Genomic DNA, 22,054 nt, shown 5'->3' with positions numbered 1-22,054 from the left:
GGTGGATTGACCCGTAAAACGAATGTTTGGTACAATGGAGCGGTTAGAAAAGTAATTTATACATACAAACATATAGTATGACTATTTGAATGAAGAACTGAGAAAAGCCCTTAATAGGGGATTAGTTTATAACGAGGTGAATGGGGCATTGTTATCGGAATTATCGATTAGAAACTTTGCTATTATTGAGGCATTAAATATTTCTTTTCAAAAAGGGTTAACGGTTTTAAGTGGTGAAACAGGGGCCGGAAAATCGATTATTATTGATGCGATTAGTTTACTTGTAGGGGGTCGTGGTTCAGCGGAATTTGTTCGATACGGAACAGAAAAAGCTGAGATAGAAGGGCTATTTTATGTAGAAGATGATAAGCATCCGTGTATTGAAAAGGCAGAAGAGTTGGATATAGAAATAGAAGACGGCATGATTATTTTGAAGCGTGATATCGCTGCAAATGGAAAAAGTGTATGTCGTGTAAATGGGAAACTGGTCACCCTTAGTATATTAAAGGAAATTGGAAAAACACTTGTTGATATTCATGGGCAGCACGAAACACAAGATTTAATGAATGAAGAGCGTCATATGTTTATGCTTGATCATTTTGATGGAGATCGCATTGTTAAACAATTGGGTATATATCAAAATGTATACGCTGACTATGAGAAATTAAAAAAACAGTTGAAATCGTTAAGTGAAAATGAACAACAAATGGCGCATCGCTTAGATTTAATTCAATTCCAGCATGAAGAAATCAGTAAGGCGGATTTAAAGATGGATGAAGAAATTGAATTAACTGAAGAACGATTGCAAATTTCTAATTTTGAAAAAATTTACAAAGCATTAGGCGATGCATATCGCTCATTAAGCGCTGACGGACAAGGTTTAGATAATGTAAGAAGTGCAATGGGACAAATGGAGAGTATTACACATTTAGATGAAGTGTATCAAGAAAATCATGATTCAATTGCAAATAGCTACTACTTATTAGAAGAAGTTGCGTATCAACTTAGAGAAAAGCTCGATATGATGGAATATGATCCGAATCGTTTAGACGAAATTGAAACGCGTTTAAATGAAATTCGTATGCTAAAGAGAAAATATGGAAATACTGTAGAAGAGATTTTAGCGTATGCTGATAAAATTGAACAAGAAATTTTTACGATTGAAAATAAAGACGTTCATATTGAAACGACGAAGAAGCAATTAAAGGAATTAGAAAGTGTTATTCTGCAAGAAGCAACGTCCTTAAGTAATATGCGTCATGAGCTTGCAGAGCATCTTACAAATGCCATTCATCAGGAATTAAAAGAATTATATATGGAGAAAACAAAATTTGAAGTTAGAATCATGAAGAGAGAAGGAAATGCTGAAGAGCCTCTTGTTGAGGGTGCCCCGGTAAGGCTTACAGCGGATGGCTACGATCATGTGGAATTTTATATTTCAACAAATCCAGGTGAGCCGCTAAAACCACTTTCAAAGGTCGCTTCTGGCGGAGAGTTATCTCGTATTATTTTAGCTTTAAAAAGCATTTTTTCTAAGCATCAAGGTGTTGCATCTGTTATTTTTGATGAAGTGGATACTGGTGTAAGTGGTCGAGTTGCACAGGCTATTGCGGAAAAGATTTATCGAGTATCAGTAAACTCGCAAGTACTTTGTATTACGCACTTACCTCAAGTAGCTTCAATGGCGGATTCACATTTATTTATTCGAAAACAAGTAGCGAATGATCGGACAATTACATCAGTTACCGTTTTAACTATGGAGGATAAAGTAACAGAAATAGCTCGAATGATTTCTGGTGTGGAAATTACAGATTTAACGACAGAACATGCGAAAGAATTACTTACGCAAGCGCATCATTTTAAACAGACAGCAGAGGCTATCCAGTAATGGATAGCTTTTTTTCTCAAATAATGATTTCTTAATTCTTCCGGTTATAAATAAAGCACTGCAAGGAGAGATTAAAAAGTGAAGCCAAGAGGCTGAATGTGGGGTAGGAGCGAGGAGAGTGAACAAATTGAGATTAGAAAGATTTCGCAAAATAATAGGTCTTTGTCTCCTTGTTTCTTTAGTTTTTATTGGGTGTTTTAAACCGCTTCGGACGTTTATTTCATCCCCGAAGCAACTTGTTGTTTTTGAAGGACAACAATCAGAAATAGCTTCATTACCAGTTTTTCAAGCTTCATCTACAGATCGTCATGTGTTTACAGTAAGTTCCAATGAACAAAAACAAGGACTTATGGTAAATCCTCATCAAAATGGTGAAGCAGATATGGTGTTTCAGCTTGCTGGTTTTCCAGTGAAAAAAGTAAATGTGAAAGTATTGAAAGATTTTAAAGTTATTCCAGGTGGACAATCAATTGGTGTGAAGTTAAATACAAAAGGGGTACTTGTTGTAGGGCATCATTTAATTCAAACTGAAAAAGGGAAAGTCTCTCCTGGTGAAACAGCTGGTGTGCAAATTGGAGATATGATTACTGAAATTAATGGTAAAACAATTGAAAGAATGAGTGATGTAGCACCATTTATTCATAATAGTGGTGAAACAGGCGAACCGCTTAATCTTGTTTTGCTAAGAGATGGGAAACATATCCGCACTAAGTTAACACCACAAAAAGACAGTGGAGAATCGTCTTATCGAATTGGTTTATATATTCGTGATTCGGCAGCTGGAATCGGAACAATGACATTTGTTCATCCTGATTCTATGAAATATGGGGCACTTGGTCATGTCATCTCTGATAACGATACGAAAAAGCCGATTCAAGTCGAAGATGGACAAATTATGCGTTCGACAGTTACATCAATTGAAAGAGGTAGTCATGGGAATCCAGGAGAGAAATTAGCGAGGTTCTCACCAGATCGTGAAGTGATTGGTAATATTACAATAAATAGTCCATTCGGTATATTCGGAAAATTAAATACAAATATACCAAATGGCGTAATGGATAAAGCGATGCCTATTGCACTATCTCATCAAGTGAAAGAGGGACCGGCAAAAATATTAACAGTTATTGATAAAGATAAAGTGGAAGCGTTTGATATTGAAGTTGTAAGTACAGTACCGCAAAAGTTCCCAGCTACAAAAGGCATGGTAATAAAAGTAACAGACAAACGTTTATTAGCGAAAACGGGTGGTATCGTACAAGGCATGAGCGGAAGTCCAATTGTACAAAACGGGAAAGTAATTGGTGCTGTTACACATGTATTTGTAAATGATCCAACATCAGGATATGGTGTTCATATTGAATGGATGTTACATGAGGCTGGAATTAACATTTATGAGCAAGAAAGAAAAGCGAGCTAATTATTAATTAGCTCGCTTTTCTGTTGAAAAATTCGTTGAAATTTTGTAAAAGCTCCGCAAGAGGTGTTTTTTGTTGTAAAATAAAAGAAAAGGGTTGAACGTTTCGTTGTATTTCTATGATGGAATGTGTTGCGAAAGGGAATAAATGAACGATAAACATATTTTTTTGTGATTTTATCGGAAAGTAACAAACTTTAAAAGGGAATTTTCACACAATTGTCGAACAATTCATGTAGCCTAGAAGGATACACATGTCGGAGAATCGATTCGGTAAGGGAGGAAAAGCTGTGGAGAAAATTAAAGTATGTCTTGTGGATGATAATAAAGAATTAGTATCAATGTTAGAGAGTTACGTAGCTGCTCAAGATGATATGGAAGTAATTGGTACTGCTTATAATGGTCAAGAGTGTTTAAATTTATTAAATGATAAGCAGCCGGATGTACTTGTTTTAGACATTATTATGCCACATTTAGATGGTTTAGCTGTACTAGAGAAAATGCGACATATTGAAAGGCTAAGACAGCCTAGCGTAATTATGTTGACAGCATTTGGACAAGAAGATGTGACGAAAAAAGCAGTTGACTTAGGTGCTTCATATTTCATATTAAAACCATTTGATATGGAGAATTTAACGAGTCATATTCGTCAAGTGAGCGGTAAGGCGAACGCTACCATTAAACGTCCACTTCCATCTTTCCGTTCAGCAACTACAATAGATGGAAAACCGAAAAACTTAGACGCGAGCATTACGAGTATCATTCATGAAATCGGTGTGCCTGCTCATATTAAAGGGTATATGTACTTAAGGGAAGCAATCTCTATGGTGTACAATGATATCGAATTACTTGGATCTATTACGAAAGTATTGTATCCAGATATCGCGAAGAAATATAATACAACAGCAAGCCGCGTCGAGCGTGCAATCCGTCACGCAATTGAAGTAGCATGGAGTCGTGGGAATATTGATTCTATTTCGTCCTTATTCGGTTATACAGTATCCATGTCAAAAGCAAAACCTACGAATTCCGAGTTCATCGCAATGGTTGCGGATAAGCTGAGACTTGAACATAAGGCTAGCTGAGAGTAAAGATAGTAAGGGATTTAAGTTTTAGTAAAGCTTAATCATTCTTTAAATTTATACTCGATATTAAATGTAAAACCAATGAACTTTTTATTTAATGACCAATGAATTTTAGAATTCGTTGGTCTTTTTATTTGCTTTGATTTAAGGATTTTGAAGGAATGCATATGTATATAAAAAATGCAGTGAAAATAGGGTGTGCACAGGAAATACGTGGGTTTGACATCATAATCTCTATAACGTATCATTGATTGGGAAAATTTAGAAATATAGGAGAATGGATGAATGACTTTAAAAAAAATAGTGAATCGAGCTTACCCACTCATTGTTATGACGGTGTTTTTATCTATATTTTCAATGATAGTAAGTAAATTTTTTATCCCCAAAACAATTTTGATGAGTGGTGAATTTCCTTATCCGACTGAGGAGTATACTCCTGAAAAAGTCGGTGCTGTTATAGCGGTGACGTTGCTTTTATTTGCGCTCTTTTTTATGTATTATAAGTGGGTTATTAATAAAATGAAAAGAACACACACAAATATTATGATTACTTTAGGTAGTATAATCATTTTGATGATGGAAATATTTATTACTTCCATAGCATTTAACCCTGTTATAGGAGATTATGCCATCCTTAAACAAGGGATTGTCTCTGTGTTTAATGGAGATGATCAATTCTTAGAAATGGGACAGCTTCTATTTTATCCATATAATACACATATCGTATTATTAGGAGGATATTTTGCTAGATTGGTAGGAAGTGTAGATTTAGCGATAAAAATATTACCGATAGCCTGTATAACAGGTAGTATTATTTTAAATGTATTGATTGTAAGGAAAATTACAAACTTTAAAGTTGCTCACATATCGATCGTGTTATCTGTGCTAAACATTTTTATATATTGGCAGGCACCAGTTTTCTATACGCATACATTAGTAATATTTTTTATTTCAGCAACGATGTATACATATTTGTGCTTGAAAACGGCGGAAACAAAAAGAATGAAGATTATTTTATGGATTTTATTAGGGGGTTTCGCAGCTTGTACTTATATTATAAGACCAACCGCATTGGCTGTAGCTTTAGCGATTTTAATTGAAAATATTTTAAAGTTTCGTAAGGAATATTCTATAAAGGTGTTAAGTAGTGTTTTATTTTGTTTAATCCTTATTGTAAGTTTTAAAGGTATAACGACAAAGTTAAATCTCAGCACCGATAATGAAATTGAAAAAATTCCATTCACTCATTGGGTGAAAATGGGGCTGAACAAAGATACGTATGGTGTGTGGAATCAGGCAGATGCAGATTATATTGATGATGAAAACATAAAGAATACGAAGGATTTGAATGAACACAATAAAGAAGTTATAGTGCAGCGTTTCAGTGAACTTGGTGTAACGGGTTATGTACAACATTTAAATGAAAAAATAACTAGAGAATGGGTATCAAGTCAGTTCTCCATGTACCGTATTGGAGAATGGTTTGAGCAGAAGAATGACACGATAACTAATTACGTATCGAACTATAGTACAACGAATTATGAAATCGTTACTATATATTCGTATGTTATCAAATTATTCGTTTATGTAGCTGTTCTGGCGGCTATTATTCTTTATAAAAAGAAAGATGAAAATGAATCGGAAGTTATACGAATTGCGATGATTAGTACATTAGGAGTATTTACTTTCTTGTTACTATGGGAAACAGCTCCTCATTATACGTATGAAGCATTTGCATTTATGAATATTCCAGCTTCTTTAGGGTTGTATAAATTGTTTATGATTTTTAACAAAGAAAAAAATGCATAATTTGAGTAATTGAAACAAGTAGTAAGAACCCCCTTCTTTTATTAAAAGAGGGGGGTTTCATTTAATTGAATATAAATGTTTTGAGAAAAGATTACATGGAATCATAGTGCATCTGTTAAAGGGTTTTAGCAGGGAAGTCATCCGTGATATAATAGAAAATAATAAAAAGCCCTGCAAAACAGGACTGTATTATTCTTCGTCTTTATTTTGTTTTTCTAATTCAACTAACTTTTGAATTAAAATGTGCTGCGGCATATGCATAAGTTGTTCAAGTGGAACACCTAATGCTTTTGATAGGCGGACTGCAGTGTCTGGAGAAATTTGTAATGGTCTCATAGAAGTACCTCCTTTTTCGTATAGTATAGCATAAGATTGGGGGAGTGAGGATGACTCTTATATTTGCACATCGTGGTGCAGCGGGAACGTACCCAGAAAATACAATGATTTCATTTGAAGCGGCTGAATCTTTTAGAGCAGATGGAATTGAGCTTGATGTTCAATTAACGAAAGATGGAAAAGTTGTCGTCATTCATGATGAAACAGTGGACCGGACAACAAATGGAAAAGGTGCGGTTCGTAATTATTTATATGAGGATTTATGTAAATTAGATGCGAGCTATAAATTCGGTGATAAAGTAGGTTTTTGTAAAATACCTCTTTTAGAAGAGGTGTTAGAATGGATTGAAAAAACAGAGTTGCTACTTAATATTGAACTTAAAAATAATAAAATTCCATACAGAGGTTTAGAGGAAGAAGTTATAACGCTTGTACGGAAATGTAATCTAGAAAATCGTGTTATATTTTCTTCATTTAATCACTACAGTATGAAAAGGTGTCATATGATGGCTCCTGATATTCAAACAGCGATTTTATATCGCGAAGGTTTGCATAGTCCATGGGCATATGCGAAAAAAATGGGCGCTACAGCAGTGCATCCTAATTATCGTTATCTTCAAGAAGCCGTTGCTGAATTAACGATGGAGAGTGGTGTAGAGGTTCGCCCTTATACAATTAATGAAGAAACGCTTATGCGTAAATATTTTGATATGAATATTTCGGCGATTATTACTGATTATCCTGAAACAGCAAGAATGTTATTGCCAATAAAAAAATGAGACCGAGTGTAACGGTCTCATTTTTTATTTATAAATAGTGGGGCTTTCCTATCTTCTAAAGCGAGCTTGTACTTTATTTCGTTTACGGTCTCGGTGTAAGACGAAGCCACCAAAAATATAAAACCCGAGCGCGAAGCAAAGAGCGCCAATTAAAAATTGTAACCACAGTATAGAGAGTGGAGGAAATAGAATCCCGAATACAGTATCTCTCATTAACTTAATGCCAAACACAGCTAATGAAATAGGGATGAGTGCTAATGATAGAGCAAGGTAACGCTGCATATAAACGCTCCTTTTCAGATTATTTTGTTTATTTCAATGATGTTATATGAAAAGGGGGTTTGTCAAGAGGGGGCTGAACGAGTAAGATAAGGGTGTGAAAAATTTTGCAGAGATACTTCGAGAGGAAGTGTAATATATGAAACAAAAAGTTTTAATTGTTGGTGCAGGTGAAGGTGGCAGTACACTGCTGAATCTGTTGCAAAGTTCGAATATATTTCAAATTATAGGGATTATTGATATAAATCCGATAGCGAAGGGATTACAAATGGCTAAGGAATACGGGGTTACAATTGGAGAGAGTGTAACGCCGTTTCTTTCTATGCATATTGATGTAATGTTTGATATGACGGGTGACGATGATTTACATAAAGATTTAATAAAGAAAAAGCATAAAGATACTCTTCTTATACCAGGTGATATTGCGAAAATTGTTACGAGATTAGCACATGAGAAGGAAGGTTTAATTGGAAAGTTAGAAGAACAGACGCAGCAAGGGGATTTAATTTTAAATTCTACGCATGACGGTATGATTGTGATTGATCGAGATGGACAAGTACGCCTATTTAATAAAAGTGCAGAGCGTATTATCGGATATAAAAAAGAAGATGCGGTAGGGAAATATATTTTAGAAGTTATTCCGACTAGTAAGTTGCTTCGTATTATACGTACGAAACAAATAGAAGTAAATTATGAACTGACATTAGAGAATGAAAAGAAAATTATTACAACCCGTATTCCAATATTAAAAGAGGGAGGAGAAGTACAAGGGGCATTTGCGATTTTTAAAGATATAACAGAGGTTGTAGATCTTGCGGAAGAAGTTACAGATTTAAAGGAGATTCAAACGTTACTTGAGGCGATTATCAACTCGTCTGAGGAAGCAATTTCGGTCGTGGATGAAAAGGGAAGAGGATTAGTAATTAACCCTGCGTATACGAAATTAACAGGTTTAACGGAAGAGGACATTATTGGGAAACCGGCTACAACTGATATTGTAGAAGGTGAAAGTATGCATATGAAAGTACTTCGAACGCGTAGGGCGGTACGCGGAATACATATGAAGATTGGACAAAAGAAGCGTGATGTAATTGTAAACGTAGCGCCAGTTATAGTGGATGGGATATTGAAAGGAAGCGTTGGTGTAATTCGTGACGTATCAGAAATTCAAAAGTTAACAAATGAATTGAATAGGGCAAGGCAAATTATTCGAACGTTAGAAGCGAAATATTCATTTGATGACATTGTCGGAAATTCAGATGAAACAACGGCTGCTATTGAGCAGGCGAAACTTGGGGCGAATACACCAGCAACAGTATTGCTACGCGGAGAATCCGGAACGGGTAAAGAATTGTTTGCACATGCAATTCATAATGGAAGTAATCGAAAATATAATAAATTCGTCCGGGTAAACTGTGCTGCTATTTCCGAGACTTTATTAGAAAGTGAATTATTCGGTTATGAGGAAGGTGCATTCTCAGGAGCAAAAAGAGGCGGAAAACGAGGTTTTTTTGAGGAAGCGAATAACGGTAGTATCTTTTTAGATGAAATAGGAGAATTGTCTGCAAATACGCAAGCGAAACTCCTTCGCGTGTTGCAAGAAAAAGAAATTGTAAAAGTTGGTGGAACGAAAGCGATACCTATAAATGTCCGGGTAATTGCAGCAACACATGTGAATTTAGAAAAGGGCATTCTAGAAGGAGGGTTTAGAGAGGATTTATATTATCGATTAAATAAAATTCCAATTCAAATTCCGTCTCTTCGTCAGCGAAAAGGAGATATACCGGCAATTGCAGACAGGTTGATTCAAAAAATTAACCAAGATTATGGCCGGAATGTAGAGGGGCTCACTGATTCGGCTATTTCATATTTACAATCATATGAATGGCCAGGAAATGTGAGAGAGCTTGAAAACATTTTAGGACGAGCTATTATCTTTATGAATTATAACGAAATATATATTGATGTCCATCATTTACCACCTTTACATACAGAAGAGCAGACTGAGGTAAAACAAAATAACTTATTACCTGAATTAGAAGAAAAGCCACTTGAACATTTAGTGACAGAGTTTGAAGGGCATATCATTCATGAATGTTTAGAGAGGTTTGATGGAAATAAAACAAAAACTGCAAGAGCGTTAGGAATTTCGGTTCGAAATTTATATTACAAGCTAGAAAAGTATGAGTGTGCAAAAAATAGCATGCAATAAATTGCGTACCATGCAATTTATTGCATGGTATACAAAATACGACAAAACAAGACAGAATGTTTTGTTATTTTCCAAAGTATTGATTTTACTGCATTTTGAATGCGTTTTCATTATTGGTAAGACCACTTTTGAAAGTTGGCACGGTATTTGCTTTATAAATAGACGAGGGACGACGGAAAGGGTTGATTACAAAATATGAAGTTAGAACACTTAATTGATCAAGCAGCAGGACAGCCTAAAAAAACTGTGGCTGTAGCAGTAGCTGAAGATCATGAAGTAATTGAAGCTGTAGCGAAAGCAATTAAATTACAGCTAGCTCAATTTCGTCTATATGGAAATCAAGAAAAAATAATGGGGATGCTACAAGAACATGGTTTACAAACTTCAGAACACATTGAAGTGATTGCAGCAGCGTCAAGTGCTGAGGCTGCTGAACTTTCTGTTAAAGCTGTAAGAAATGGCGAAGCAGATGTTCTTATGAAGGGAAACATCCCAACAGCAAATATTTTGAAAGCTGTATTAAATAAAGAGTGGGGACTTCGTAAAGGTAGCGTACTTTCACACGTTGCAGCATTTGAAGTTCCAAATTACGATCGTCTTATCTTTGTTACAGATGCAGCGATGAACATTGCACCTGATGTAACACAAAAAGCTGCTATTATACAGAATACTGTAGAAGTTGCCCAGGCAATAGGAATAGATTTGCCGAAGGTAGCACCAATTGCAGCGGTAGAGGTTGTTAATCCTGCGATGCAAGCGACAATTGATGCCGCGATGTTAACTCAAATGAATCGCCGCGGACAAATTAAAAATTGTGTCGTTGATGGACCACTTGCTTTAGATAATGCAGTATCACAAATTGCAGCAGAACATAAAGGCATAGTAAGTGATGTAGCAGGTAAGGCAGACATTTTACTCGTCCCAACGATTGAAGCTGGAAATGTGCTATACAAATCACTCGTATACTTTGCGGATGCAAAAGTAGGAGCTATGATTGCTGGCGCAAAAGCACCGATTGTTTTAACATCTCGTGCTGATTCAGCAGAAACAAAAGTATATTCATTAGCATTGGCAGTTACGACTGCTTCAAAATAAACCAAACAGGGTAAATCACTAGGGGGAAACGACAATGACATTAGAAATCTTCGAATACTTAGAAAAATATGATTATGAGCAAGTAGTATTTTGTCAAGATAAAGAATCTGGTTTAAAAGCAATCATTGCAATTCATGATACAACACTTGGACCAGCTCTTGGTGGAACAAGAATGTGGACATATGATTCTGAAGAAGCGGCGATTGAAGATGCATTGCGTCTTGCAAAAGGGATGACATACAAAAATGCAGCAGCTGGCTTAAACTTAGGTGGTGCGAAAACAGTAATTATCGGTGATCCACGTAAAGATAAGAGTGAAGCGATGTTCCGTGCATTAGGACGATACATTCAAGGACTAAACGGACGTTACATTACAGCTGAAGATGTTGGTACAACAGTAGATGATATGGATATTATTCACGAAGAAACTGATTTTGTAACAGGTATTTCACCATCATTCGGTTCTTCTGGTAACCCATCTCCAGTAACTGCATACGGTGTTTATCGTGGTATGAAAGCAGCTGCGAAAGAGGCTTTCGGTACTGATAATTTAGAAGGAAAAGTAATTGCTGTTCAAGGTGTTGGTAACGTAGCATATCACCTATGCAAACATTTACACGCTGAAGGAGCAAAATTAATCGTTACAGATATTAATAAAGAAGCTGTACAACGCGCGGTAGAAGAATTCGGTGCATCGGCAGTTGAGCCAAATGAAATTTACGGTGTTGAATGTGATATTTACGCACCATGTGCATTAGGCGCAACAGTTAATGACGAAACTATTCCACAACTTAAAGCAAAAGTAATCGCAGGTTCTGCAAATAACCAATTAAAAGAAAATCGTCACGGCGACATGATTCATGAAATGGGTATTGTATACGCACCAGACTATGTTATTAATGCTGGTGGTGTAATTAACGTAGCAGACGAATTATATGGATACAATAGAGAACGTGCACTAAAACGTGTTGAGTCTATTTATGACACAATTGCAAAAGTAATCGAAATTTCAAAACGTGATGGCATAGCAACTTATGTAGCAGCAGATCGTCTAGCTGAAGAGCGCATTGCAAGCTTGAAAAACTCTCGTAGCACATACTTACGCAACGGTCACGACATTATTAGCCGTCGCTAATCATTCATATATTACTTTTACAAAAGGTGTGGTTACCTCTTATGAGGTTTCCACCTCCTTTTGAATTTATTAGTGGAGGTAGCAACAGTGTCTTTAAATCGAATTCTTGTTATTAATCCGGGTAGTACATCCACAAAAATTGGTGTTTTTGATAATGAAAGACCTGTTTTAGAAGAAACTATTCGTCATGACGAAGAACAAATTGGAAAATATAAGAGAATTATCGATCAATATGAGTTTCGCAAAGAAACGATTTTAGAAGTTCTACATTCTCACGGTATTAACATTTCAAAATTAAACGCAGTTTGTGGGCGTGGGGGATTACTTCGTCCAATCGAAGGCGGAACATACACAGTAAACGATTCGATGTTAGAAGATTTAAAAAATGGGTTTAGCGGTCATCATGCTTCAAACCTTGGAGGCATTTTAGCATATGAAATCGCTTCTGGATTAAATATTCCGGCATTCATAGTAGATCCTGTCGTTGTAGATGAAATGGAGCCGATTGCTCGTATAAGCGGTATTGCTGGTATGGAACGTAAAAGTATTTTCCATGCATTAAACCAAAAAGCGGTTGCTCGTAAAGTGGCTGAAGAATTAAATCACAAATACGAGGATTTAAATTTATTAGTTACACATATGGGTGGCGGTATTACAGTTGGTGCTCATAAAAAAGGAAAAGTTATTGATGTGAATAACGGCTTAAACGGAGAAGGACCATTTAGTCCAGAGCGTGCGGGTACAGTACCGGTAGGGCAATTAGTTGAGATGTGTTTCTCTGGTGAGTATTACCGTGACGAAATGGTTAAAAAACTTGTTGGACAAGGTGGACTTGTAAGCCTAATCGGTACAAATGATGCGATCAAAGTAGAACAAATGGTTGAAAAAGGTGATCCGGAAGCAACTCTTATTTATAAAGCAATGGCATATCAAGTTGCAAAAGAGATTGGCGGAGCTAGCGCTGTACTTCACGGGAAAATCGATGCAATCGTTTTAACTGGTGGACTTGCGTACAGTAAAATTCTTGTTGATGAAATAAAAGAACGTGTTGACTGGATTGCAGATGTTATCGTACATCCAGGGGAAGATGAATTACAAGCATTAGCAGAAGGAGCACTTCGTGTATTACGTGAAGAAGAAGCACCGAAAGAGTATGTTGTACGAGAAAAACAAACAGTAGCTAGGGGTTGAGATAATGGCAAGAGAATATGATTTAGTCATCGTTGGCGGCGGTACTGGTGGATATGTTGCTGCTATTCGAGCATCACAACTAGGTTTAAAAACTGCACTTGTTGAAAAAGAAAATCTTGGTGGTACTTGTTTGCACAAAGGATGTATTCCTAGTAAAGCTCTTTTACGTAGTGCGGAAGTATACGCAACTGCTAAAAAAAGCGAAGAGTTCGGAGTTATTGCAAGTAATGTAGAACTAAACTTTGCGAAAGTGCAAGAGCGTAAAGAGAAGATTGTAACACAACTTCATAAAGGTGTTCAACACTTAATGAAACAAGGTAAAATTGATGTGTTTGAAGGTATCGGCCGTATTCTTGGCCCATCTATTTTCTCTCCAATGCCAGGGACAATTTCAGTTGAACTTGCAAGTGGAGAAGAGAATGAAATGTTAATTCCAAAAAATGTACTTGTTGCAACAGGTTCTCGTCCAAATTCATTACCAGGTTTAGAATTAGACGGAGAGTATGTAATGTCTTCCGATCATGCCCTAAGAATGGAAACGCTTCCTAGCTCAATTATTATCGTTGGTGGCGGTGTAATCGGTATTGAGTGGGCATCTATGCTTGCTGACTTCGGTGTAGAAGTTACAGTATTAGAGTATGCGAAAACGATATTACCACTAGAAGATCAGGACGTTTCAAAAGAAATGCAACGTCTATTCAAGAAAAAAGGTATTAAAGTGGTAACTGGTGCAAAAGTATTACCAGAAACATTGGTAAAAGATAATGGAGTAACAATTCAAGCTGAACATAACGGTGAGAATAAAGAATTTAAAGCAGAAAAAATGCTTGTATCTGTAGGAAGACAAGCCAATACGCAAAATATTGGTTTAGAGAATACGGATATCGTTGTGGAAAAAGGATACATTCAAACAAATGAGTTTTATCAAACGAAAGAATCTCATATTTACGCAATTGGAGATGTAATCGGTGGCTTACAACTTGCTCACGTTGCTTCTCATGAAGGAATAGTTGCAGTAGAACATATTGCTGGTAAAGAAGTTACACCAATTGATTACTCTATGGTATCAAAATGCGTATATAGCAGTCCGGAAGTTGCTTCTGTCGGTTTAACAGAGCAAGAAGCGAAAGAAAAAGGCTATAAGTTAAAAGTAGGTAAGTTCTCATTCCGTGCAATCGGAAAAGCACTTGTATACGGCGAATCAGATGGTTTCGTAAAACTTGTAGTTGATGAAGAAACAAATGACATTCTTGGTGTTCATATGATTGGACCACATGTAACAGATATGATTTCTGAAGCTGGTCTTGCAAGAGTACTTGATGCAACACCGTGGGAAGTAGCACATACAATTCATCCGCATCCATCATTATCTGAGGCGATTGGTGAAGCAGCATTAGCTGTAGATGGAAAAGCGTTGCACGCATAAAAATGTGGATTTAGGAGGTTATGAAAAATGGCAGAAGTAAAAGAAAAGCGCCATGAAGAGCTTGGCTTAAGTGATGAGCAAGTATTAGAAATGTTCCGTACGATGTTACTTGCACGTAAAATCGACGAACGTATGTGGTTATTAAACCGTGCGGGTAAAATTCCATTCGTAATTTCTTGTCAAGGACAAGAGGCTGCACAAGTTGGAGCAGCATTCGCTCTTGATAGAGAAAAAGATTATGCATTACCATACTACCGTGATATGGGTGTTGTACTAGCGTTCGGCATGACAGCTAAAGAGCTTATGTTGTCTGCTTTCGCGAAAGCTGGAGATCCAAACTCTGGTGGTCGTCAAATGCCTGGTCACTTCGGTCAAAAGAAAAATCGTATTGTGACAGGATCATCTCCAGTAACAACGCAAGTACCACATGCAGTTGGTATTGCATTAGCTGGAAAAATGGAAAAGAAAGATTTAGTAACGTTTGTTACATTTGGAGAAGGTTCTTCAAACCAAGGTGACTTCCATGAAGGGGCAAACTTTGCTGGTGTACACAAACTACCTGTTATTTTCATGTGTGAAAATAATAAATACGCAATCTCTATTCCAGTTGAAAAACAATTAGCATGTAAAAACGTATCAGATCGTGCAATTGGTTACGGTATGCCTGGATATACAATAGACGGAAACGATCCGCTTGCAGTATATAAAGCTGTAAAAGAGGCAGCAGACCGCGGCCGTCGTGGTGAAGGCCCAACTTTAATTGAAACAGTATCATATCGTTTAACAGCACATTCTAGTGACGACGATGATCGTGTTTATCGTGATAAAGAAGAAGTAGAAGAAGCAAAGAAAAAAGATTCAATCATAACATTTGCAGCTTATTTAAAAGAAGCTGGCGTGTTAACTGAGGAATTTGAAAAACAAATGTTAGACGAAATTATGCATATCGTAAATGAAGCAACAGAATATGCAGAAAATGCTCCGTATGCAGCACCTGAAGATGCATTGAAGCACGTATACGCAGAATAGGGGGGAACGTTTCATGGCTGTAATGTCTTATATTGATGCTATTACATTAGCAATGCGCGAAGAAATGGAACGCGATGAGAAAGTATTTGTTTTAGGTGAAGATGTTGGTAAAAAAGGTGGCGTATTTAAAGCGACACACGGATTATATGATCAATTTGGTGAAGATCGTGCGCTTGATGCACCGCTTGCAGAATCTGCAATTGCTGGGGTAGCAATTGGTGCGGCAATGTATGGTATGCGTCCAATCGCTGAAATGCAGTTTGCTGATTTCATCATGCCAGCAGTAAACCAAATTGTTTCTGAGGCAGCAAAAATTCGTTATCGTTCTAATAACGATTGGACTTGTCCAGTTACAATTCGTGCGCCATTTGGCGGCGGTGTTCACGGTGCATTGTATCATTCACAATCTGTGGAAGCGATGTTTGCGAACCAACCAGGTTTAAAAATTGTTATTCCTTCTACACCATATGATGCAAAAGGTTTATTAAAAGCAGCAATTCGTGATGAAGATCCAGTATTATTCTTTGAGCATAAGCGTGCATATCGCTTAATTAAAGGTGAAGTGCCAGAGGATGATTACGTATTACCAATCGGAAAAGCAGATGTAAAACGCGAAGGTGATGATATTACTGTTATCACGTACGGATTATGTGTTCACTTTGCTCTTCAAGCAGCTGAAAAGTTAGCGCAAGATGGCATCTCGGCACATGTTCTTGATTTACGTACTGTATATCCATTAGATAAAGAAGCAATCATTGAAGCAGCTTCTAAAACAGGTAAAGTTCTTCTTGTAACAGAAGACAATAAAGAAGGAAGTATTATAAGTGAAGTGGCAGCAATTATTGCTGAAAACTGTCTGTTTGATTTAGATGCGCCAATCGCACGTCTTGCAGGTCCAGACGTTCCAGCAATGCCATATGCACCAACAATGGAAAAATTCTTTATGGTAAATCCAGATAAAGTTGAAAAAGCAATGCGTGAACTTGCGGAATTTTAATCGGGGGGACTATACATGGCTGTAGAAAATATCACAATGCCTCAGCTCGGGGAGAGCGTTACAGAGGGTACAATTAGTAAATGGCTCGTTAATGTTGGCGATCACGTAAACAAGTATGATCCGCTTGCAGAAGTAATGACTGATAAAGTAAATGCTGAAGTACCATCTTCTTTCACTGGTATTGTGAAAGAATTAATTGCTGGTGAAGGTGAGACGTTAGCTGTAGGTGAAGTAGTTTGTGTTATTCAAGTAGAAGGCGCAGATGAAGTAGCAGCGACAGCTGTTGAGGAAAAAACAAAAGAAGAACCAAAGGCAGAAATAGCTACACCTGAAAAAGCACCGAAAGCAAAACAACCAACTGATGGAAAACCACGTTTTTCACCAGCTGTTTTAAAACTTGCAGGTGAGCATAATGTTGATTTAGATTTAGTAGAAGGTACGGGAGCAAATGGCCGTATCACTCGTAAAGATATTTTAAAGCTAGTGGAATCTGGAAATATTCCGCAAGCAGGTGCGAAGAAAGAGGAAGCAGCAGTAGTAGAAGCGCGTCCAGAAGCACAAAAAGCAGCGCCAGAAGCACAAAAAGTAGAAGCTGCAAAACCAGTTTCTGTACCAACAATGCCTGGCGATATCGAAATTCCAGTAACAGGTGTGCGTAAAGCAATTGCAGCGAACATGTTACGTAGTAAACACGAAGCGCCACATGCTTGGATGATGATTGAAGTAGATGTGACAAACCTTGTGTCATACCGTAATTCAATTAAAGGTGATTTCAAAAAGCGCGAAGGCTTTAATTTAACGTTCTTTGCTTTCTTCGTAAAAGCAGTAGCGCAAGCGTTAAAAGAGTATCCTCAAATCAATTCAATGTGGGCTGGCGATAAGATCGTTCAGAAGAAAGATATTAACCTTTCTATCGCTGTTGCAACAGAGGACGAACTATTTGTACCAGTAATTAAACATGCGGATGAGAAGACGATTAAAGGTATCGCTCGTGAAATTACAGAGCTTGCAGGAAAAGTACGTACGAAATCGTTAAAAGCGGACGAAATGCAAGGTGGAACATTTACAATTAATAACACAGGATCATTTGGTTCTGTTCAATCTATGGGTATTATTAATTACCCACAAGCGGCTATTTTACAAGTTGAATCAATTGTAAAACGCCCAGTAATTATGGATAATGGTATGTTTGGTGCTCGCGACATGGTTAACTTATGTTTATCACTTGATCACCGTGTACTAGATGGCTTAATTTGTGGTAAGTTCTTAGGACGTGTAAAAGAAATTTTAGAAAATACGTCAGAAAATAATACATCTGTATATTAATAAAAAGCTCGCTTATGCGAGCTTTTTATCATCTTATTTCTTCAGCTACATCCTACTATATGTATAATATCTTTCCCAGTAATCTTACAATGAACGATTATGTATTAGGAATTTATGAAAATACATTGCTGATATATGGTATATGGATATAAAATAAGAAAAGAATAATTTTTTTGGCAAATCTTACTGACGAAACTGTAGTATAATATATTGTATTGTATGAAAAAGAGAGTTATTCTATATAAGTGTTTTATAGATAATGTGTAATCAGTCGTCAAAACATGAAGAATGTTGACTCCTGGTTTTTTATTTTGCTGTAACAATGTTTCAGGAGGATGTCATGAAAAGAAGTACCGAGTTTCTAAAAAGTTTAGATGTAAAATTAATATTAATTTTGTTAGCATTATGTGTTACGAGTATAGCTGCTATATATAGCAGTCAGCAAACTGGCCAATATGGAGAGGCAAACTTTGCGATGAAACAGGGTTTGAACTACATAATTGGAGTTGTATTGTTATTGCTTGTTGCAAGCATCGACTTAGATCAATTACAAAAATTGTCTTGGCCACTTTATATCGTCGGATTTGGTTCACTTATTCTTTTGAAAATACTACCGGTTTCCACTTTCACACCTGAAAAATTAGGTGCAAAAAGATGGTTTGTATTTCCGTTAGTTGGACAAATTCAACCATCTGAGTTTTTCAAAATTTCATTGCTTCTCGTAGTAGCAAGTATAGCAGTGAAACATAATGCACAGTATATGGCAAGGACATTCCAAACGGATTTACAATTAGTAGGTAAAATTGTGCTAGTATCCCTCCCGCCTATGGCTGTTGTATATAGCCAACCGGATACAGGGATGGTGTTCTTATATGCTGCTGCAATTGCATGTATTTTATTTATGTCAGGTATTCAGAAGAAATTAATAGCGTTATGTACAGTTATTCCAGTCACCATATTATCTGCGTTAATATTTATTTACGTAAGGTATGAAGATTTCTTCTTTAATAAGTTAGTTACGTTACTAAAACCTCACCAACAATCACGTATTTTAGGTTGGTTAGATCCATTCGAACATACAGATCAAGGTTATCAAACACAGCAATCGATTTTAGCTGTAGGTAGTGGCGGTATGGAAGGGAAAGGATTTGGCGAAGGGAACGTCTATATCCCTGAGAAGCATACTGACTTTATTTTTGCTACAATTGCCGAAGAAGGTGGATTTATCGTAGCAGCGTTAGTTGTATTCTTGTTCCTATTACTACTATATAGAACAATTATTATCGGTTATTCTGCTGATAATTTATTCGGTACATTATTATGTGCTGGATCAATTGGAATATTAACGGTTCAAATATTCCAAAACATCGGTATGATCGTTGGATTAATGCCTGTAAAAGGGATTGCATTACCTTTCTTATCATATGGAGGAAGTTCCTTATTCTCAAATATGATTATGATGGGTCTTATATTATCGGTACGGAAAACGTATAAAAAGTATATGTTTTCTGTTAAATAAAAAAGCTGGTTCGTGTAAAAACGAACCAGCTTTTTTACATATATGCTCTTAAACGTTGCAAACTAAAACAGAATAGCAGTTTGAGATGGGTAAGGAGTGCAAAGTGATGCATATGCATATTTTTGAAGGGGCACGGCATCTTTCTAATAGTGAATGGGTTATTCGGGCTATTATAGCATACATATTTTTAACATTAGTTGCGAAAGCGATGGGGCAAAGGTCCATCGCGCAACTTCGTTTTTTAGATGTTGTATTAGTATTATTGCTTGGTGGGAATATTTCTAATGCATTATCTGATGAAAAAGTGGGGTTACTCGGCTCAATGATTACAACGTTCATACTCGTTGTACTTCACATTATAAGCTCAGTCTTAATGTTGAAATGGGATAGATGGAGACGCTTTTTAGAGCCAGCACCTATTATTCTTATACACAATGGTTCCATTGATTTTAGCAATTTGAAAAAAGCGAGAATTACGGTGGAATATTTATTTGCGGAACTTCGTATGCGAAATGTGAGCGATATTCAAACGATTAAATTAGCATTGTGGGAAGCGAATGGTGTTGTTTCTATATTTCAGTATCCAGAGTATGAAGCAGTTTCGCGGCTTGATCTGAAAGTGGCGGGAAAAAGATCTCCAGTTTCTTTTGTATTAGTAAAGGATGGGAAGATTCAGAAAGATGTTCTTGCTTTATTAGGAAAAACAGAAGAGTGGGCGAGAGAATTTCTAGAGAAGAGTGCAGAAGTCAAATCCATTATGTTAGCTACAGTAGATGAAGCACATAAAATAAATATTTTGTTAAAAAAATGAAAAATATACGCATTTTGTCGTTTCATACATATGATACAATAGTGTGGACAACGAAAAAGGAGGCGATACGATGGGATATGTAGAAGAATTACGAAAAATAGTTGGTCATCGCCCTTTAATTTTAGTTGGTGCTGTTGTACTCGTTATAAATGAAAATGGAGATGTTTTATTGCAACAAAGAACAGAGCCTTACGGAAAGTGGGGGCTGCCTGGTGGGTTAATGGAGCTTGGTGAATCACCAGAAGAAACAGCCGGCCGTGAAGTATATGAAGAGACAGGAATAGAAGTGAAGAACTTGCGATTAATTAATATATTTTCTGGAGCGAACTATTTTACAAAACTAGCAAATGGTGATGAGTTTCAATCTGTCACAACAGCTTATTATACGGATGAATACGAAGGAGAGCTTGTTATGAATAAAGAAGAAGCCGTTCAGCTTACATTCTTCCCACTAACAGAACTACCTGACTATATTGTAGGGTCGCATAAAAAAATGATTGGCGAATATATGAAGATTATGGAAAAAGAGATATAATAATAGTGAAAGAAATACAAAAACACAGTTCTGGTTGGTAGTCCAGACGCATGATTACGTGTCAGTAACCTTCCCCTCCGGGATGTCCCGTATTTCTAATTTTTTTAAAGGAGGGGCTGTCAATGGATTTGACAGTATATCACGATGGTCAATTTTTCGTAGGAATTATTACGCATAAAGAAACAGGGAAATTGTATGGAGCGAGGTATATTTTTGGAACGGAGCCGTCAGACGAAGAAATACTTATATTTGTGACTGGTCCAATGTTAGCCTATTTTCAGCACTTTGCAAGATGTGGTGTGGAAGTGAAAGAAAAACAGCGTCCCAAAAATATAAAGCGTATCATACGAGAAGCAGCAAAAGAAGTAAATATAAACCGTTTTACTAAGGCGCAAGAGGCAATTAGCTTATCTTATGAATTGCATAAACAAGAAAAGAAAGTGCAATCTAAGGAGAAGCGAGAAGCTGAAAAACAAAGAAGACGTTTAATCAAAGTACAAAAAGCAAAGCAAAAGCATCGTGGCCATTAAGAAAAGGTGTTAGAGCAAGAGCTCTAACACCTTTTCTATACCCAAATACAAGTAAACTTACTTGTATTTCATAAACATTAACTGGTAAGATACAAATAGGTAGTTTTAGAGGAGGGAAAAGATTGATTAATTTTAACTTTTTTATGAATGATGTTGTCCGCCAAGCACGTGAAGAGATTGTCTCTGCTGGATATACAGAATTGACGACGCCGGAAGCAGTAGAAGAAGCGTTTAAAAGAAATGGAACAACACTTGTAATGGTAAACTCTGTATGTGGTTGTGCAGGTGGTATTGCTCGTCCTGCTGCTGCGCATTCCGTACATTATGATAAACGTCCTAACCATCTTGTAACGGTGTTTGCAGGTCAAGATAAAGAAGCAACAGCAAGAGCTCGTGAATATTTCGAAGGGTATCCACCTTCTTCACCATCATTTGCTTTATTAAAAGATGGGAAAATTGTAACGATGGTAGAACGTCATGAAATTGAAGGTCATGAACCAATGCAAGTTATTGCAAAACTACAATCTTATTTCGAAGAGAATTGTGAAGAACTATAAATATAAGCGAAAAGGCGGTACGTCCACAATGAAGTGGATGTACCGCCTTTTTTATTTAGTATTAAAATTTATGGGATATGCATAGTTATGTTGTTTTATGC

20 protein-coding genes are annotated in these 22,054 nt (G+C 36.6%); 18 read left to right on the top strand and 2 right to left on the bottom strand.

What is annotated here, in order from left to right; all coding sequences use genetic code 11:
• Positions 1–148 precede the first annotated feature (148 nt).
• The 4 genes from recN (at position 149) to ILS93_RS08650 (ending at position 6,196) form a co-directional block, all read left to right on the top strand.
• On the top strand, positions 149–1,888 hold the full coding sequence (gene recN / locus ILS93_RS08665; RefSeq protein ID WP_064474830.1) for a DNA repair protein RecN: 1,740 nt from the start codon (positions 149–151) through the stop codon (positions 1,886–1,888).
• A 118-nt stretch (positions 1,889–2,006) separates the two neighbouring features.
• Positions 2,007–3,305, top strand: a complete 1,299-nt coding sequence (gene spoIVB / locus ILS93_RS08660) for a SpoIVB peptidase (protein ID WP_002096319.1) — start codon at positions 2,007–2,009, stop codon at positions 3,303–3,305.
• A gap of 287 nt (positions 3,306–3,592) precedes the next feature.
• Complete coding sequence (gene spo0A, locus ILS93_RS08655) at positions 3,593–4,387, top strand: sporulation transcription factor Spo0A (RefSeq protein WP_033656399.1); 795 nt, start codon at positions 3,593–3,595, stop codon at positions 4,385–4,387.
• A 285-nt stretch (positions 4,388–4,672) separates the two neighbouring features.
• Positions 4,673–6,196: a glycosyltransferase family protein gene (locus ILS93_RS08650; RefSeq protein WP_098102844.1), complete on the top strand. Its 1,524-nt coding sequence runs from the start codon at positions 4,673–4,675 to the stop codon at positions 6,194–6,196.
• A gap of 189 nt (positions 6,197–6,385) precedes the next feature.
• On the opposite strand, the gene ILS93_RS08645 is transcribed toward ILS93_RS08650, so the two are convergent.
• Positions 6,386–6,532 (bottom strand): YycC family protein, encoded by a 147-nt coding sequence (locus ILS93_RS08645; RefSeq protein ID WP_001247671.1) that lies wholly within the window; start codon positions 6,530–6,532, stop codon positions 6,386–6,388.
• A 50-nt stretch (positions 6,533–6,582) separates the two neighbouring features.
• On the opposite strand from ILS93_RS08645, the gene ILS93_RS08640 reads away from it, so the two are divergent.
• A complete protein-coding gene (locus ILS93_RS08640) occupies positions 6,583–7,311 on the top strand; it encodes a glycerophosphodiester phosphodiesterase (protein ID WP_088048130.1) in 729 nt (242 codons plus the stop codon).
• A gap of 48 nt (positions 7,312–7,359) precedes the next feature.
• On the opposite strand, the gene ILS93_RS08635 is transcribed toward ILS93_RS08640, so the two are convergent.
• On the bottom strand, positions 7,360–7,593 hold the full coding sequence (locus tag ILS93_RS08635; RefSeq protein ID WP_064474833.1) for a DUF2627 domain-containing protein: 234 nt from the start codon (positions 7,591–7,593) through the stop codon (positions 7,360–7,362).
• Between the two features lie 136 nt (positions 7,594–7,729).
• On the opposite strand from ILS93_RS08635, the gene ILS93_RS08630 reads away from it, so the two are divergent.
• The 13 genes from ILS93_RS08630 (at position 7,730) to ILS93_RS08570 (ending at position 21,953) form a co-directional block, all read left to right on the top strand.
• Positions 7,730–9,802, top strand: coding sequence for a sigma-54 interaction domain-containing protein (locus ILS93_RS08630; RefSeq protein ID WP_064474834.1), 2,073 nt, complete (start codon positions 7,730–7,732; stop codon positions 9,800–9,802).
• Positions 9,803–9,997: 195 nt separating this feature from the next.
• Entirely contained in the window at positions 9,998–10,897 is a 900-nt protein-coding gene (gene yqiS, locus ILS93_RS08625; protein ID WP_088048131.1) for a phosphate butyryltransferase, read from the top strand.
• A gap of 34 nt (positions 10,898–10,931) precedes the next feature.
• The gene (locus tag ILS93_RS08620) at positions 10,932–12,032 is read left to right on the top strand and encodes a leucine dehydrogenase (RefSeq protein ID WP_000171359.1); all 1,101 of its coding nucleotides are present in this window, start codon (positions 10,932–10,934) and stop codon (positions 12,030–12,032) included.
• An 87-nt stretch (positions 12,033–12,119) separates the two neighbouring features.
• Positions 12,120–13,223: a butyrate kinase gene (gene buk / locus ILS93_RS08615; RefSeq protein WP_000056195.1), complete on the top strand. Its 1,104-nt coding sequence runs from the start codon at positions 12,120–12,122 to the stop codon at positions 13,221–13,223.
• Positions 13,224–13,227: 4 nt separating this feature from the next.
• Complete coding sequence (gene lpdA, locus ILS93_RS08610) at positions 13,228–14,649, top strand: dihydrolipoyl dehydrogenase (RefSeq protein WP_088048132.1); 1,422 nt, start codon at positions 13,228–13,230, stop codon at positions 14,647–14,649.
• Between the two features lie 27 nt (positions 14,650–14,676).
• Positions 14,677–15,678 (top strand): 3-methyl-2-oxobutanoate dehydrogenase subunit alpha, encoded by a 1,002-nt coding sequence (bfmBAA, locus tag ILS93_RS08605; protein ID WP_000852549.1) that lies wholly within the window; start codon positions 14,677–14,679, stop codon positions 15,676–15,678.
• Between the two features lie 13 nt (positions 15,679–15,691).
• Positions 15,692–16,675, top strand: coding sequence for a 3-methyl-2-oxobutanoate dehydrogenase subunit beta (bfmBAB, locus tag ILS93_RS08600; RefSeq protein ID WP_000290073.1), 984 nt, complete (start codon positions 15,692–15,694; stop codon positions 16,673–16,675).
• Between the two features lie 15 nt (positions 16,676–16,690).
• Positions 16,691–18,001 carry a dihydrolipoamide acetyltransferase family protein gene (locus tag ILS93_RS08595; RefSeq protein WP_098102846.1) on the top strand — a complete coding sequence of 437 codons (1,311 nt, stop codon included), beginning with the start codon at positions 16,691–16,693 and terminating at the stop codon, positions 17,999–18,001.
• 340 nt (positions 18,002–18,341) lie between these two features.
• A complete protein-coding gene (locus tag ILS93_RS08590) occupies positions 18,342–19,520 on the top strand; it encodes an FtsW/RodA/SpoVE family cell cycle protein (protein WP_000831201.1) in 1,179 nt (392 codons plus the stop codon).
• Positions 19,521–19,626: 106 nt separating this feature from the next.
• Positions 19,627–20,331: a DUF421 domain-containing protein gene (locus ILS93_RS08585; RefSeq protein WP_064474838.1), complete on the top strand. Its 705-nt coding sequence runs from the start codon at positions 19,627–19,629 to the stop codon at positions 20,329–20,331.
• Between the two features lie 70 nt (positions 20,332–20,401).
• Positions 20,402–20,866, top strand: coding sequence for an NUDIX hydrolase (locus tag ILS93_RS08580; protein ID WP_064474839.1), 465 nt, complete (start codon positions 20,402–20,404; stop codon positions 20,864–20,866).
• A gap of 122 nt (positions 20,867–20,988) precedes the next feature.
• On the top strand, positions 20,989–21,396 hold the full coding sequence (locus ILS93_RS08575) for a YjdF family protein (RefSeq protein WP_064474840.1): 408 nt from the start codon (positions 20,989–20,991) through the stop codon (positions 21,394–21,396).
• Positions 21,397–21,539: 143 nt separating this feature from the next.
• Complete coding sequence (locus tag ILS93_RS08570; protein WP_001979317.1) at positions 21,540–21,953, top strand: BrxA/BrxB family bacilliredoxin; 414 nt, start codon at positions 21,540–21,542, stop codon at positions 21,951–21,953.
• Positions 21,954–22,054: the final 101 nt, after the last annotated feature.

It is taken from the genome of Bacillus sp. 16GRE42 (assembly GCF_019837435.1).
Taxonomy (GTDB): domain Bacteria; phylum Bacillota; class Bacilli; order Bacillales; family Bacillaceae_G; genus Bacillus_A; species Bacillus_A wiedmannii.
This window is presented reverse-complemented; position numbering and strand designations above follow the sequence as displayed.

Bases quoted from the DNA above. Each gene is read 5' to 3' on its own strand.
- ILS93_RS08650 (WP_098102844.1), top strand. From the start codon at position 4,673: ATGACTTTAAAAAAAATAGTGAATCGAGCTTACCCACTCATTGTTATG.
- ILS93_RS08645 (WP_001247671.1), bottom strand. From the start codon at position 6,532: ATGAGACCATTACAAATTTCTCCAGACACTGCAGTCCGCCTATCAAAA.
- ILS93_RS08640 (WP_088048130.1), top strand. From the start codon at position 6,583: ATGACTCTTATATTTGCACATCGTGGTGCAGCGGGAACGTACCCAGAA.
- ILS93_RS08635 (WP_064474833.1), bottom strand. From the start codon at position 7,593: ATGCAGCGTTACCTTGCTCTATCATTAGCACTCATCCCTATTTCATTA.
- ILS93_RS08630 (WP_064474834.1), top strand. From the start codon at position 7,730: ATGAAACAAAAAGTTTTAATTGTTGGTGCAGGTGAAGGTGGCAGTACA.
- yqiS (WP_088048131.1), top strand. From the start codon at position 9,998: ATGAAGTTAGAACACTTAATTGATCAAGCAGCAGGACAGCCTAAAAAA.
- ILS93_RS08620 (WP_000171359.1), top strand. From the start codon at position 10,932: ATGACATTAGAAATCTTCGAATACTTAGAAAAATATGATTATGAGCAA.
- lpdA (WP_088048132.1), top strand. From the start codon at position 13,228: ATGGCAAGAGAATATGATTTAGTCATCGTTGGCGGCGGTACTGGTGGA.
- bfmBAA (WP_000852549.1), top strand. From the start codon at position 14,677: ATGGCAGAAGTAAAAGAAAAGCGCCATGAAGAGCTTGGCTTAAGTGAT.
- bfmBAB (WP_000290073.1), top strand. From the start codon at position 15,692: ATGGCTGTAATGTCTTATATTGATGCTATTACATTAGCAATGCGCGAA.
- ILS93_RS08595 (WP_098102846.1), top strand. From the start codon at position 16,691: ATGGCTGTAGAAAATATCACAATGCCTCAGCTCGGGGAGAGCGTTACA.
- ILS93_RS08590 (WP_000831201.1), top strand. From the start codon at position 18,342: ATGAAAAGAAGTACCGAGTTTCTAAAAAGTTTAGATGTAAAATTAATA.
- ILS93_RS08585 (WP_064474838.1), top strand. From the start codon at position 19,627: ATGCATATGCATATTTTTGAAGGGGCACGGCATCTTTCTAATAGTGAA.
- ILS93_RS08580 (WP_064474839.1), top strand. From the start codon at position 20,402: ATGGGATATGTAGAAGAATTACGAAAAATAGTTGGTCATCGCCCTTTA.
- ILS93_RS08575 (WP_064474840.1), top strand. From the start codon at position 20,989: ATGGATTTGACAGTATATCACGATGGTCAATTTTTCGTAGGAATTATT.
- ILS93_RS08570 (WP_001979317.1), top strand. From the start codon at position 21,540: ATGAATGATGTTGTCCGCCAAGCACGTGAAGAGATTGTCTCTGCTGGA.